This window comes from Flagellimonas algicida (assembly GCF_049629585.1).
Taxonomy (GTDB): domain Bacteria; phylum Bacteroidota; class Bacteroidia; order Flavobacteriales; family Flavobacteriaceae; genus Flagellimonas.
In genome coordinates this window covers 981,499-996,321 of the sequence record NZ_JBMYIX010000002.1, presented here as the reverse complement: position 1 = coordinate 996,321, position 14,823 = coordinate 981,499, and the positions used below count along the sequence as shown (strand labels likewise).

Here is a 14,823-nt window from a genome sequence, read left to right as displayed (position 1 = left end):
TTTAGGTTAAATTTTCGATTCAAGATTATAAACGGTGCAACACAAATTCATTACTCTCAAAACTATTTTTTGAATAATTTATTGTGTAAGAACAATCAATGCTTAAAAATTAATTTGTTTAGTTAAGGCCCTTTCTATAGGCCTTGAACCACCTTTCTGGAATGTTCTGGTTGCAAGCATCCAAATAGTCCCCTTCGGTGCAAGGTAATAACGCCACCGAATTTGTTTTATTATGTTGGGGTAAAATTGATGGAACTTCAACCCACCAACGTTCGGTCACGTGGCTTTTATAAAAGACCAGTTCCTCGGTATCCGTAGGCACGGTAAACTTGGTGAAGTCCTCACTCTTGGATGTGGGCTTTTCCTGAATCCTAAAACTCAGCCCCTCTATAAAATACCATATGATCTGGGCGATCATTTGAAAGGCCTGATATGAATTTTCCCCTTCGTAGATGCCGAACAGGGATACCCGGTCGCTGATTCCCGCGTATCGGGCAATGGCGCAGATTTCCCTTCCCGTAAAACCATTGGGGGAAAAGTTTTTGTGCGATCCCATCTCGGCCGCCCTAATGGCGCGCAGGTCCAAACTTACAATGTCACTGCTTCGTAAAACAGGTTCGGCCAATTCTATGTTGGAGGCTATCTCCCCCAATCGATAGGCATCAAAGAACAATCGCTCCATAAGGTCTATTTCCTCTTGCGCATTGAAATAGCTTTGGTATCCTATGTTGGAAAAATTGAAAAGATTATTAGGCTTGTCCGTGATGATACGGCTCATATAGGAATGGGAGGAAATCAGCTCCTCATCCTCCCCAAAATCAAAACGACTATCTATGGAGACCAGGTTCACCATATCCCTGATCTTGTCAAAAGCCCTATATGTAGGTAGGGTTATGTCTTGGGTATATCCTATTATAATAGGTATAATGTTTTCTTCCAGTAGTCCAGCCGCAATTTCCTTGACCACAAAATAGGTGTCCTCAACGGTCTCACCTTCCTCCACATCCCCAATATCGATGATGGTGGAGTTCCAATTGCCCATCATAAGTCGGTACAATTGAATCCGGATTTCCTCCAAATCCAATTTTTCCGTTTTTTTCTCAAAGGCATTTCTGGATTCCTTTACTCCGAATATGGCCACATCGGCGTGGGCAAAGACGGGAAGCCCGTCCTTTTCGGTATGCATATGGATATTCTTTCCCAGTGCCTGTGGTGGCAACAATTCGGAAAATGCCAATACCTTGTCCTTGACGGGAACCAAAAAATCGAATGCCATATTATTTTTTCGCTTTTGCTTTGGCTTTTTTCTTGGGTGATTTCTTTTCCAAAAGGGCTTGGGCCTCTTCCAAGGAAATCTTTGTGGCATCTACATCCTTTGCGAGTTCCACTTTGATCCTTCCCTTTATGATATTATGCCTTCCCCATCTGGCCTTTTCTATGCGTATTTTTTCCTCTGGCCATTCTTGGACCAGTTTTTCGGCCTCTTTTTTCTTTTTATCCTCAATGAGCTGTTCAATATCGGATTGGGAAAGATTGTCAAAATCGTATTTTTTGTTCACGTTGATGAACATCCCATCCCATTTGATGAAAGGTCCAAACCTACCCGTACCCTTGGTAACTTCCTTACCTTCATAAGTAGCAATAGGGGCATCGGCTTTTTCCTTTTCCTTGATCAGTTCTATGGCGCGGTCCAAATCCACATCAAAAGCACTTTCACCTTGGGCCAAGGAGATAAATTTTTTCCCGAAACGCACATACGGTCCATATCGACCTACATTGGCTTCGATTTCCTCTCCTTTATATTCCCCTAATTTTCGAGGTAACTGGAAAAGCTCCATGGCTTCCTCAAAAGTGATGGTACCTATAGACTGATCGGGCAAAAGACTTGCGAACAAAGGTTTCTCTTCCTCATCCACGGTTCCAATTTGGACCATGGGACCAAAACGCCCCAGTCTGGCAGCCACTTGCCGCCCTGTTTTGGGGTCGGTTCCCAAAATGCGCTCCCCGCTGGCACGTTCCGCATTTTCCTCAACCTCGATTACATTCGGATGAAAATCCTTGTAGAAGGTTTTCATCATTTCTTGCCAATCTTCTTCCCCTGCGGCGATCTCATCAAAATCTTCTTCTACTTGGGCGGTAAAATTATAGTCGAGAATCTTGGTAAAGTGGTCCACCAAGAAATCATTAACGATCATTCCAATATCCGTTGGCACCAATTTTCCCTTATCGGAGCCTACCATTTCGGAAAGTCCTTTTTCGGAAACCTTCCCTTCTTCTAGGACCAACTGTACATATTTGCGTTCCGAACCTTCCACGGTTCCCTTTTCCACATAACCCCTATTCTGTATGGTGGAAATGGTAGGGGCATAGGTGGATGGTCTTCCTATACCCAATTCTTCGAGTTTCTTCACCAAGGAGGCCTCCGTATAGCGATACGGTGCCCGTGTAAAGCGCTCTGTGGCCGATATAAAAACATTCTGAAGGGCCTCACCGACCTGCATGGCCGGAAGCATACCTTCCTGTTCCTCGGTCAAATCCTCTTCATCGGTACTTTCCAAGTATACTTTTAGGAATCCATCAAACTTGACCACTTCCCCATTGGCCGTGAACTCTTCGTTATGGGAATTGGCCTTGATCTTTACATTGGTACGCTCCAATTGGGCATCACTCATTTGGGAGGCCAAGGTTCGTTTCCAGATAAGTTCGTAGAGTTTGGCCTGATCCCTTTCCAGGGAGGGCGACTGTAATTTCATATCCGTGGGGCGAACGGCTTCGTGTGCTTCCTGTGCCCCTTTTGATTTCCCGGTAAAGTTCCGTACTTGACTGTAGTTCTCCCCATAGTTCTGAACAATGGCTTCTTTGGCAGCGCTCAGCGCTTCGTTGGATAGGTTCACACTGTCCGTTCTCATATAAGTAATGAGTCCAGCCTCATACAACCGTTGGGCCACTTGCATGGTCCTGCTCACCGAAAAGTAGAGTTTCCTGGATGCTTCCTGCTGAAGGGTGGAAGTGGTAAATGGAGGAGCCGGGGATTTTTTTGCCGGTTTTTTGTCCAAATTCGCCACCGAAAAATCGGCGCCTATGTTCTGCTCCAAAAAAGTGGTCGCAGCCTCTTTGGTGGGAAAGGTTTTGTTGAGTTTGGAAGAAAATACATTCCCATTTGCAGTCTTAAAATCGGCCCTGATCCTGAACGATGCCTCGGGGGTGAACCCTTCAATTTCACGTTCCCGTTCCACAATCAAACGAACGGCCACGGATTGCACCCGTCCTGCCGAAAGTCCCGGTTTAATTTTTTTCCAAAGTACCGGGGAAAGCTCATAACCCACCAATCGGTCCAAGACCCTACGGGCCTGTTGAGCGTTCACCAAGTTATAGTTGATGTCCCTTGGGTTCTCAATGGCTTTTTGGATGGCCGATTTGGTAATGGAATTGAAAACAATACGCTTGGTCTTGTCCTTATCCAATTTCAGTTCTTCTGCCAAGTGCCATGAAATGGCCTCTCCTTCCCGGTCCTCATCACTGGCCAACCAAATAGTTTCCGCTTTTTTTGCCAAGTCCCTCAGTTTTTTCACCAAGGCCCTCTTGTCCTTGTCCACGGTATATTTTGGCTTAAAATCGTTTTCTACGTCTACGCCAAGTTCCTTGGAGGGCAGATCGGCAATATGTCCAAAACTGGATTCAACTTGAAACTCTTTTCCTAAAAAACGTTCTATGGTCTTAGCCTTTGCGGGGGACTCAACAATCACTAAATTCTTTGGCATGCACTGGGTTTTGTGGTAACAAAAGTATATCAAAATTTCGATTTTGAATTTTTTCCAAACTTTTGGGCAAAAAAATATCCCGTGAAAAACGGGATATTGAACTATAAAGTGGTGTCTTTTTAGTTGAGTCCTATCTGGCTGATAAGCTTTATTCCATCTTCCAAGTATTCATATTGATACAGTACCTCATCCCCTACCATGATCAAATGATTTTCCAAGGGAATGACATCAAACGTAACAATATCTTCAAAATGATTTAACTCCTGGAGGTCATTGATATCGGTCTTGTCATATACTTTGAGGCCAGAATCCCCATCGCAGATAAAAAGCTTTTCATCCTTGATCCCCAAACCATATGGCCCATCCATGGAATAGATAATGGCCAGCTCTGGGTTTTCAATATTGGAAATATCCACTATGTACAATCCACTTTCCGTAGCCCCGCACCAATTGCCGCCCCGCAAAGTAACATAGGCATAGTCCCCATCGACCACTACCGGGTCGCACGCGGTCCCATGCTCAAATTCGGAAACGAAAGTAGGTTCGGCAGGATTGGTAATGTCATAAATGTACATCCCGCGCATACTGCCCAAAAACAAATGATTGTCCCTATTGAAAATGGTCTCAATATCGAATCCGGCGTAGACATCTTCCTTCTCTTCCGGATTTTCCAGATCGGAAATATTAAAAATGTTGATGTTATGGCTGTCCACTGCATAGAGGTAATCGTCCACAATCTTAAACCGGGCCAAAGAACCGCCTTGCCCAGTTCCACCCCCCGCATCAGTGGCCACATTGGCATCTTCAGCGAAGGCAATCATATAATTTCCGAAACGGGTCTGGTATTCCTTTTCGGTAAGGCTCTCGGTGACCACTTCCCAGCCAACAAGAATTCCGTCCCCAATATTGTTAAACTCACCATATTCCACTACATCGGCTTCAAAAGGAAAAAAAGCTTGATTGTTCAATACATTTTTCAATCGGGCCACCTGATGAATATTGTTGATGTCCGAGATATCAAGCACCACCAAATCCATAAGACTGTCCGCATACAGATAATCGTCCTTGATGGAGATATCCACATTTCCGATAATCTTGATAAATCCGATTTTTACGGGTTGCTGTGGATTGGCATTGTTGATCACATGAATGCCCTGATACTTGTCATTGACAAAAATGTAGTCTTTATAGGTATATATCTTTCCAGATTCTTCAATGGGACGTGGTGCTATCACGTCCACACTTTCCGAAAATTCGGCTTGGCTCATGACAACGGGTTTGGCCACCAAGTACTCGGTATACTCCCCTTTGGGCTCATCGTTGTCACAAGAAATAAAAAGCAGTAGGGTCAAGGAAAATAGGAACAGGATTTTCTTTTTCATGGGTGTTGTTTTTATAACCCTAGATGAAAATCCAATAATAAAGTTGCGCAAAATTTGCCTTAAACTTCCATATCATCCTGAAATCCAATGGTGTTCTTATAGATAAAATATACTGGTATCTTACTCAACATGGCCGTAAAAAAGAACCCCACAAAGCACAATATTACTCCCAACTGAGCCACCAATCCCATCACAAGAAGCAAAGCAAAGATGATTCCCCAATTTTTGTTTCCCAAAGCGAATCCTGCCTTTGCCATCTCCATTCCCGTCAAATCTTTGCCAAAGGCCAAAAAAGCAGGGAACAAAGACATGGGAACAGCCAAGTAAATGGCACCCAACCCACAGGTGAGCATTGCCAAAAAAACCAATCCCAACATAATAAGGGAAAGCATCAGCGCCTTCCCCAAATACGGTTTCTTCAAATAGAAAAAATAGGCGTCCTTTCCTACTTCCCCAAGATCGTTCTGCTGGCATATCCTCAAAAAGGCCGCATTTAAGCAAAGACCTATGGTCATCACAGCAAGGAAGAAAAAGGGCATCAACAAAAACATAAAAATTAAGGCGCCTGGAGGCGCGTGTCCATTATCAAAGGATGTAGGGTCTGTAATGCCATAAGCAATCAAGGGACTGTACAGAACAATATAAAAGGGTAAAATGGACACAAAAGTCAGAAGCAAGGTAATAAATCCTTGAAGCCATACTTTCTTAAAGAGTTCAATGGAGCCATTGAATATGCTTCCAAAATCCAAAGGATTACTTTGTTCAATGCGTTGGGATAGGTCGGTATAGTTCATAATACAAATGATTTGGGAGAACCCGACGTCAACATTAACCAAAAAAACCTAATAGACCACTAAAAATTACTGCCAAATTGTCACTAAAATGGAATAAGCACTATCTTTGCAGCCCATTGTAGCTATATGATCAAGGACGAAAGCGTAGAGAAAATAATAGACGAAAGCCAACAAGGAAGTACCTTGGCCCTGGAGAACAACGAAAAGAACTCCCGTAAACTTTATATTGAAAGTTATGGATGCCAGATGAACTTTTCGGATAGTGAGATCGTGGCCTCAATTTTGGCCAAGGAAGGTTTCAATACCACCCAACAACTTGAGGAAGCCGACTTGGTGCTCGTGAACACCTGTTCCATCCGTGAAAAGGCGGAACAGACCGTGCGTAAACGGCTGGAAAAGTTCAATGCTGTAAAAAGGACCAACCCCGGAATGAAAGTAGGGGTCTTGGGCTGTATGGCCGAACGTTTGAAGAGCAAGTTCCTTGAAGAGGAAAAAATTGTGGATATGGTAGTGGGACCCGATGCCTACAAGGATCTTCCCAACCTTATCCAAGAAATTGACGAAGGCCGTAACGCCGTAAACGTTATCCTATCCAAAGACGAAACCTATGGCGATGTGGCCCCGGTCCGGTTGAACTCCAATGGCGTCAGCGCCTTTGTATCCATTACCCGTGGCTGCGACAACATGTGCACCTTCTGTGTGGTTCCCTTTACCCGCGGACGGGAGCGTAGTCGTGACCCCCAATCCATTTTGGAGGAAGTGAACGATCTTTGGGAAAGAGGCTTTAGGGAAATCACCCTTTTGGGCCAAAATGTGGACAGTTACCTTTGGTACGGTGGCGGACTCAAAAAAGATTTTGACAAAGCTTCCGAGATGCAGAAGGCCACTTCGGTGAACTTTGCCAAACTATTGGAGCTCGTGGCCTTAGCTCAACCCAAAATGCGCATTCGTTTTTCCACATCAAATCCGCAGGATATGACCTTGGACGTCATCGAGGCCATGGCCAAATATGAGAATATCTGCAAGTATATCCACCTGCCTGTGCAAAGTGGCAGCAACCGCATTTTAAAGGAGATGAACCGCTTGCATACAAGGGAGGAATATTTTGAGCTCATTGACAATATTAAAAACATCATCCCCGATTGTGCCATTAGTCAGGATATGATCACCGGTTTCCCTACAGAGACCGAAGAGGACCATCAAGATACTTTGAGTCTCATGGAGTATGTGAAGTATGATTTCGGTTTCATGTTTGCCTATTCCGAACGGCCCGGAACCTTGGCCGAAAGAAAGATGGAAGATGACATTCCTGAAGCCATCAAGAAAAGACGCCTCACGGAGATCATCGAATTACAACAAAAGCATAGTCATTATCGTACCCAGCAACATATGGGCAAAATCGAGGAAGTCCTTATTGAAGGTCCCTCCAAAAAATCCGACGCCCATTGGATGGGTCGGAATTCGCAAAACACGGTGGTGGTCTTTCCAAAGGAAAACTACCAAATAGGTGATTTTGTGAATGTAAAAATCAATGATTGCACCTCGGCCACCCTCATCGGCGAGGCTTTGGAATATTCAAAGAACAACTAATTTATGGAGAATGTTCAATCCATTAAACAACGGTTTGAGCTCATTGGCAATGACGTCAAGCTCAACCGTGCCATAGAAAAGGCCATCCAAGTAGCTCCCACGGACATATCGGTTTTGGTGACCGGGGAAAGTGGGGTAGGTAAAGAGGCTATTCCCAAGATTATCCATTCCTTATCACACCGAAAACACGCCAAATACATTGCCGTAAACTGTGGGGCCATCCCCGAAGGGACTATAGACAGTGAGCTTTTTGGCCACGAGAAAGGAGCCTTTACCGGAGCCACCCAAACCCGAAGTGGGTATTTTGAGGTAGCCGATGGCGGAACCATCTTCTTGGACGAGGTGGGTGAACTTCCCCTTACCACCCAGGTGCGATTGCTCCGTGTTTTGGAAAATGGGGAGTTTCTAAAGGTAGGCTCTTCCCAAGTTCAAAAAACCGATGTTAGGATCGTGGCCGCCACCAACATCAATATGTTCGAGGCCATTAAAAAGGAAAAGTTCCGGGAAGACCTTTATTACAGGTTGAGCACCGTGGAAATTGGACTTCCGCCCCTTCGGGAACGCAGGGACGACATCCATTTGCTGTTCAGAAAGTTTGCCTCGGATTTTGGACAGAAATACAAAATGCCCACTATCCGACTGGAGGATGATGCGGTTCAATTATTGTTGAAATACCGTTGGCCGGGCAACATTAGGCAATTGCGGAACATTGCGGAACAGATTTCGGTGCTTGAGGAGAACAGGAACATTTCTGCGGCAACCTTGAACAGCTATCTGCCCAATTCAACTGGTTCCAATTTACCGGCTGTGGTGGGGCAGACCAAAAAGGAAAGCGATTTCAGCAACGAGCGGGAAATCCTGTACAAGGTCTTGTTCGATATGAAAAGCGACCTCAACGATTTGAAAAAACTGACCTTGGAACTATTGAAAAACGATAATTCCGAAAAGGTACAGGAGGAAAATGAAACCTTGATCCGTAAAATCTACGGAGGCAAGGAAGAAGAGTTTGAACAGGAACAGGAAGAAGAGTCCATAGCAGAGGTATTGCACTTACCGGAACCCGTAGTGGAAAACCCGGTAGTGGTGTCGCAACCCCAGGAAGACCGGTATCATTTTGCCGAGGAGATCGAAGAGGAAGAAACCCTATCTTTACAGGAAAAGGAAATAGAGCTGATCAAAAAATCCTTGGAACGCAATCGCGGAAAACGCAAGGCCGCCGCAGCCGAACTGGGCATTTCGGAACGGACTTTGTATCGAAAAATAAAACAATACGATCTGTAATGGGATTCATGGAAAAAAATGGTTTTAAAGTTGGGCTTTTAGGATTGATCATCAGCTTTTATAGTTGTGGAGCCTATAATTTTTCAGGAGCGGATATTGGAACGGCCACCAGTTTTCAGGTCAACTTTTTCCAGAATTATGCCGACCAAAGCCCTGGTTCCACCATTGTGCCCGGACTAGATCGTGATTTTACACTGGCCCTTCAGGATATGATCAACAACCTCACCAGTCTATCACTCACGGGCAGTAATGGAGATTTATTATACGAAGGTGAAATTGTGGAATACAAGGTCATCCCCATGACAGCAACCTCCGACCAGAGAACGGCCCAAAACCGATTGACCATGAGCGTAAATGTCCGTTTTTATAATACCACAAAGGAAGATGCCGATTTTGAACGCCGCTTTTCCTTTTTTTACGATTTTGATGCCGCTGCTTCCTTGACGTCGATCCAAGCGGCAGCGCACGAGGAAATTTTTGAACGCCTTACCCAGGACATTTTCAATGCGTCCCTAGGAAATTGGTAATGATTATGAACGTATCGGATTTTATACATATTCTTCAAAAATCGAACACCATCCTGTCCCCAAAGCAGACCAGGGAGTTGGAAGACATCATTGAGGAATACCCCTATTTTCAAGCAGCGCGGGCACTGCATTTGAAGGGACTTAAAAATCTGGACAGCTATAAATACAATGGGGCACTAAAAGTGGCCGCAGCCCATACGGCGGACCGCGAGGTATTGTTCGATTATATCACATCCCAAGAATTTGTACAGAACAATATTGCCGACACCATTGCCGGAAGAGGCAGCAAACTGGAAGATCAAAATGCCGTTTCAGAAGAGATTGAACCCAGTGAAACCGTAAATGCCATGTTGGTGGATGCCGAAGAAGTGGCCTTGCCCCAAAATCTTCAGGATGCCGAACAGATATTGAATCCCGCCCTGTTCAAATCCAAAACCCCTGAAGAACCTGTTTTGGAAGAAACCAAGGAGGAAGACCCCACTCCGGAAGCCGAATTGCAGTTGGGCAAACCCATCCCCTTCACCAAAAAAGAGAAGCATTCCTTTACCGAATGGCTCAAACTCACTTCCAAACACGACGCAGAGGAACCCCAAGAGACGCAGGAGGTCATGGAGGAGTTGGAAAAAAAGAAAAAATTTGAGCTCTTGGACAAGTTTATCGAGAACAATCCCAAAATTGTCCCCACAGAAAATGCCAATGCCAAGGTGAACATCAAAGAGTCCACCAAGTTCGATAAAAACGAGCTTATGACAGAGACTTTGGCCAAGGTATATCTGGAACAAAAGAAGTACAAAAAGGCCATTCAGTCCTTTAAAATATTGAGTTTGAAATATCCAGAAAAAAGTGGTTTCTTTGCAGACCAAATTCGGGCGGTGAAGAAGCTGCAGAAAGAAAAAGAATAATATACAATGAGCACGTTTTCCATTTTTTTGATATTGATCATTATCGTGTGCCTTTTGTTGGTCTTGGTCATTATGGTCCAAAACCCTAAAGGTGGTGGGTTGTCCTCCTCTTTCGGAGGTGGCGGAAACCAAGTTGTTGGTGGTGTAAAAAAGACAGGGGACTTTTTGGATAAAAGTACTTGGACCTTGGCCACTTTGTTGATTGTTTTGATTTTGCTTTCCAATGTTTCCCTAAAGGGAAGCTATAGCCAAGCAGATTCCAAATTGTTGCAAGGTGATGGCACAGAGGCTGCTGTTCCTGAAGCGCTTCCTGAAGAAGTTCCAGAGCAGGTTCCTGCGGCGGATACTTCAAATCCCGCTGACACGATCAACTAAGAACAATGACAACAGATACAAAAATGCCAGCTTGAATGACAAGCTGGCATTTTTGTTTTCCATAATGTCAGTTTTTGGGCAATGGCATAATTTCTGCCCCAGTATTTCGAGAATTTTAAAAACAAATACCTAAAACGTAAAAATATGGCTAAAGTAAGCATCAAACCATTGGCGGATAGGGTCCTCATCGAGCCTCTTCAGGCTGAGACCAAAACTGCCTCCGGTATCATCATCCCGGACAACGCAAAGGAAAAACCCCAAAAAGGCAATGTAGTTGCTGTTGGTCCTGGCACCAAGGATGAAAAAGTGACCGTAAAGGTTGGAGATACCGTACTCTATGGAAAATATGCCGGAACCGAACTTAAATTGGACGGAACGGATTATTTGATTATGCGCGAGAGTGATATTTTGGCAATAGTGTAACCAACATGTCATTCCTGCAAAAGCGGGAATCCATCTAAACCTAAAAGTATAACTAAAAAGTTCCTGTTGGAGTTTATGTTGAGCATAATCGAAGTACAGGAATGACAAAACAAAATATAAAATGGCAAAAGACATTAAGTTTGATATAGATGCACGTGACGGCCTGAAACGAGGCGTTGATAAATTGGCCGAAGCCGTGAAAGTAACCTTGGGTCCCAAGGGAAGAAACGTGATCATCAGCAAATCCTTTGGTGCTCCCCAAGTGACCAAGGATGGTGTATCCGTTGCAAAAGAAATTGAATTGGAGGACGCCCTAGAAGATATGGGTGCCCAAATGGTTAAGGAAGTTGCTTCCAAAACCAATGACCAGGCCGGTGATGGTACCACTACCGCTACGGTTTTGGCCCAAGCGATTGTAAAAGAAGGTTTGAAAAACGTTGCTGCCGGCGCCAATCCCATGGATTTGAAACGCGGTATTGATAAAGCCGTTGAGGCTTTGGTGGCCGATTTGGAAAAACAAGCCAAGAAAGTAGGTAGCGATACCGACAAAATAAAGCAGGTTGCCGCTATTTCTTCCAACAATGACGATACCATTGGTGATCTTATCGCCACTGCTTTTGAAAAAGTAGGTAAAGAAGGTGTTATTACTGTGGAAGAAGCCAAAGGTACCGACACTTATGTAGATGTCGTGGAAGGAATGCAGTTTGACAGAGGTTATCTTTCTCCTTACTTCGTGACCGATACTGACAAAATGATTGCCGATTTGGAGAGTCCTTATATTCTTCTTTTCGATAAAAAAATATCCAACCTACAGGAAATCCTTCCTATTCTTGAGCCCGTTGCGCAATCAGGAAGACCGTTGTTGATCATTGCCGAGGATGTTGAAGGTCAAGCTTTGGCCACTTTGGTAGTGAACAAATTGAGAGGTGGTCTTAAAATTGCTGCTGTGAAAGCTCCAGGATTCGGAGACAGAAGAAAAGCCATGTTGGAAGACATCGCTATCTTGACCGGAGGTACCGTTATCTCTGAGGAAAGAGGTTTCTCTTTGGAAAATGCTTCTTTGGAGATGTTGGGTACTGCCGAGACCGTAACCATCGATAAGGATAACACCACTATCGTAAATGGATCGGGAAAAGCGACTGACATCAAAGCCAGAGTGAACCAGATCAAGGCGCAAATCGAGACTACAACCTCAGATTACGACAAGGAAAAATTGCAAGAGCGTTTGGCCAAATTGGCCGGAGGTGTTGCGGTATTGTACGTAGGTGCTGCCTCTGAAGTGGAAATGAAAGAGAAGAAAGACCGTGTGGACGATGCTTTGCACGCTACCCGCGCCGCTGTGGAAGAAGGCATTGTTGCCGGTGGTGGTGTTGCTTTGGTACGTGCCAAAAATGTCCTTGAGAAATTGGAAACCGAATCTTTGGACGAAACCACTGGGGTACAGATTGTGGCCAAGGCCATTGAAGCTCCATTGCGTACCATCGTTGAAAACGCTGGAGGTGAAGGTTCCGTAGTTATTTCCAAAGTTTTGGAAGGTAAGAAGGACTTTGGTTACGATGCCAAGGCCGATCAATATGTTGACATGTTGAAAGCTGGAATCATCGATCCCAAGAAAGTGACCCGTATCGCTTTGGAAAATGCCGCTTCGGTTGCAGGTATGATCTTGACCACTGAGTGTGCATTGACAGACATCAAGGAAGATACTCCTGCCGGACCTCCAATGGGTGGCGGCGGAATGCCAGGAATGATGTAATATCCAATAGGATTTAAAATAGGAACGCCCTGATTTTCATCAGGGCGTTTTTCTTTCTTTTCAGTTATGGCCCTTTGGGCCAAAAAACCACAAGTTACTTCTTCTTACCAGTAGCTTGGGTAGTCTTCTTGGCATTGCTTTTTACAGCTTTGGCAGGAGATGACTTTCCAGTTGACTTCGCTTGTTTCATGAGTCAATAAATTAAAAACTGAAGTAAATGTATATCAGTTTTCAATTCCAAAATTTTTATTGGCTAAATATTAACTAAACTGGATATAAAATATTTTTTATAGTTTGATTATCAGTTTATTACACCAACTGTGCTTCCGCATTTCAACATGGCTTCACCGTAATATGGATTTTTGATTTCCTCGTCCAGACTCAGCCAATTTGCCCCGTTATTTTGATTGGCCATGGGACATTGTTGTACATACAGTTTTTTACCCATTCCGGTTATTCGACTTCCAATCAGTATCATGCTTTCCGACAATTGGACAAAATGATTCCGTTGGCCGTCCAAGTCACTTTCTGAACCAATAGCCGCGAATTGATTCCCAATCTTCGAAAAATGAATCTTTGTCTTTTCATCCATTTCTATGGCAGCAATTTGTTTGGCATTCTCCATCCCCTCACTGGCAAATTGTTGTACCTGTTCCATATTGGAAGCCACCAAGGCATCTTTTAGTTTAAGATACGGATCCAACAATAAGTCAAATGCTGTCTTGGCTTCTTTTGAGATTTCCATATCCATTTGCATTCCAGCTCCATGCCCTTCATGTCCGGTCATGGTTCTTCCCCCACTTTTGTTCATCATGGATTTTTTTCCTTGGAGTTGCGCAGCGGCATCCACGGTAAACGTCCCCTTGGTCACTACCTCCTCACCTGAACTCAATCCAGAAACCACTATATAATTACCATTGACCAAATTCCCCAAGGTCACTTCGCGCATCTCAAAGATGCCTTCTCCTGAATTTGGCTTTACATAAACAACAGAGCGTTCCCCAGTCCAAAGAACCGCACTTTCCGGAACGGTAAGTGTCTCCGTTTCCGTATCGTTCTCCAATTGGATTTCGGCCGTGACAAACATCCCCGGTTTCAGCAACCCTTTTCTGTTATCCAGATTCGCACGCACCTCAAGAGTCCTCGTGGAACTGTTCAACAAGGGATCCACAAAGGAAATTTTCGCATTAAAAGTTTCATTGGGGTACGACTTTGTCAGCACCTCAAGGTTTTGTCCTTTCTTGAGCAGCGACAATTGGTTCTCGTAGGCATCAAACACGGCCCAAACCGAATTTAAATTGGCCACTTTTACCAAAGGTGAACCAGTGCTTACATAATCACCTTCTTCGACCATGATTTCCGAAACCACTCCTGAAACATTGGCATATACCGGGAAGTTTTCACGCACCTTCCCAGAACTTTCAATTTCATTGATTTGATTTTCAGACAGTTTCCAAAATGTAAGCTTATTCCGGACCGCCGCATAAAGTGCTGGTTGGGAAGCCTTCAAATTGGCCGCCGTAATCAATTCTTGTTGTGCCGCGACCAGCTCGGGAGAGTAGATGGTGGCCAGTTGTTGTCCTTTTCTTACTTCTTCCCCTTCAAAATTGATGTTGAGTCTTTCAATCCTCCCATTAAAGTAGGCCGATTGCACGGCATCCGCTTCTTGGTTGATAGCCACTTTTCCAGAGAGCTTCACACGGCCTTCCCCTGTCATCCCAGCACCCACGGTCACCGTTTCCACACCAGCAAGTGCCATGGCATTGCTGGACATTCTTATTTGTCCCATGGCAAGACCTACATCCGAAGAACCTACCGGAATCAAATCCATACCACAGATAGGACAATCGCCAGGTTCCGGCTGCATGATCTGTGGATGCATGGAACAGGTCCACATTTGATCGGATGCCATTTCATTGCTGTGATCATGCCCATCGGTAGAATTCCCATCCCCAGAACTTGAACCAAAAATCAGATATCCTAAAAGAAGTCCAACCACGGCCGCTACTCCAACATATACAATATTCTTTTTCAT

12 protein-coding genes are annotated in these 14,823 nt (G+C 44.5%); 7 read left to right on the top strand and 5 right to left on the bottom strand.

Going from position 1 to position 14,823, the window contains the following annotated elements; all coding sequences use genetic code 11:
- Nucleotides 1–118: 118 nt before the first annotated feature.
- The 4 genes from ACPD8L_RS13325 to ACPD8L_RS13310 form a co-directional block, all read right to left on the bottom strand.
- The gene (locus ACPD8L_RS13325) at nucleotides 119–1,276 is read right to left on the bottom strand and encodes a formimidoylglutamase (protein ID WP_116216210.1); all 1,158 of its coding nucleotides are present in this window, start codon (nucleotides 1,274–1,276) and stop codon (nucleotides 119–121) included.
- Nucleotide 1,277: 1 nt separating this feature from the next.
- On the bottom strand, nucleotides 1,278–3,761 hold the full coding sequence (topA, locus tag ACPD8L_RS13320) for a type I DNA topoisomerase (protein WP_421810124.1): 2,484 nt from the start codon (nucleotides 3,759–3,761) through the stop codon (nucleotides 1,278–1,280).
- A gap of 119 nt (nucleotides 3,762–3,880) precedes the next feature.
- Nucleotides 3,881–5,143 (bottom strand): LVIVD repeat-containing protein, encoded by a 1,263-nt coding sequence (locus tag ACPD8L_RS13315; protein ID WP_423943768.1) that lies wholly within the window; start codon nucleotides 5,141–5,143, stop codon nucleotides 3,881–3,883.
- Nucleotides 5,144–5,202: 59 nt separating this feature from the next.
- Entirely contained in the window at nucleotides 5,203–5,937 is a 735-nt protein-coding gene (locus ACPD8L_RS13310) for a hypothetical protein (protein ID WP_116216213.1), read from the bottom strand.
- A 126-nt stretch (nucleotides 5,938–6,063) separates the two neighbouring features.
- Here ACPD8L_RS13310 and miaB point away from each other — a divergent pair, with 126 nt between their 5' ends.
- The 7 genes from miaB to groL all read left to right on the top strand — a co-directional run bounded on the left by miaB (nucleotide 6,064) and on the right by groL (nucleotide 12,788).
- Complete coding sequence (gene miaB, locus ACPD8L_RS13305) at nucleotides 6,064–7,527, top strand: tRNA (N6-isopentenyl adenosine(37)-C2)-methylthiotransferase MiaB (protein ID WP_423943767.1); 1,464 nt, start codon at nucleotides 6,064–6,066, stop codon at nucleotides 7,525–7,527.
- A 3-nt stretch (nucleotides 7,528–7,530) separates the two neighbouring features.
- Nucleotides 7,531–8,808, top strand: coding sequence for a sigma-54 interaction domain-containing protein (locus ACPD8L_RS13300; protein WP_116216215.1), 1,278 nt, complete (start codon nucleotides 7,531–7,533; stop codon nucleotides 8,806–8,808).
- A complete protein-coding gene (locus ACPD8L_RS13295; protein WP_421810127.1) occupies nucleotides 8,808–9,335 on the top strand; it encodes an LptE family protein in 528 nt (175 codons plus the stop codon). The genes ACPD8L_RS13300 and ACPD8L_RS13295 overlap by 1 nt, the downstream gene beginning before the upstream one ends.
- Before the next feature lie 5 nt (nucleotides 9,336–9,340).
- On the top strand, nucleotides 9,341–10,237 hold the full coding sequence (locus ACPD8L_RS13290) for a hypothetical protein (RefSeq protein ID WP_421810128.1): 897 nt from the start codon (nucleotides 9,341–9,343) through the stop codon (nucleotides 10,235–10,237).
- Between the two features lie 6 nt (nucleotides 10,238–10,243).
- Complete coding sequence (gene secG / locus ACPD8L_RS13285; protein ID WP_116216217.1) at nucleotides 10,244–10,612, top strand: preprotein translocase subunit SecG; 369 nt, start codon at nucleotides 10,244–10,246, stop codon at nucleotides 10,610–10,612.
- Between the two features lie 144 nt (nucleotides 10,613–10,756).
- The gene (locus ACPD8L_RS13280; RefSeq protein WP_116216218.1) at nucleotides 10,757–11,035 is read left to right on the top strand and encodes a co-chaperone GroES; all 279 of its coding nucleotides are present in this window, start codon (nucleotides 10,757–10,759) and stop codon (nucleotides 11,033–11,035) included.
- A 121-nt stretch (nucleotides 11,036–11,156) separates the two neighbouring features.
- Entirely contained in the window at nucleotides 11,157–12,788 is a 1,632-nt protein-coding gene (gene groL, locus ACPD8L_RS13275; RefSeq protein WP_423943763.1) for a chaperonin GroEL, read from the top strand.
- 301 nt (nucleotides 12,789–13,089) lie between these two features.
- Here groL and ACPD8L_RS13270 read toward each other — a convergent pair whose 3' ends face one another.
- Nucleotides 13,090–14,823, bottom strand: a complete 1,734-nt coding sequence (locus ACPD8L_RS13270; protein WP_293304444.1) for an efflux RND transporter periplasmic adaptor subunit — start codon at nucleotides 14,821–14,823, stop codon at nucleotides 13,090–13,092.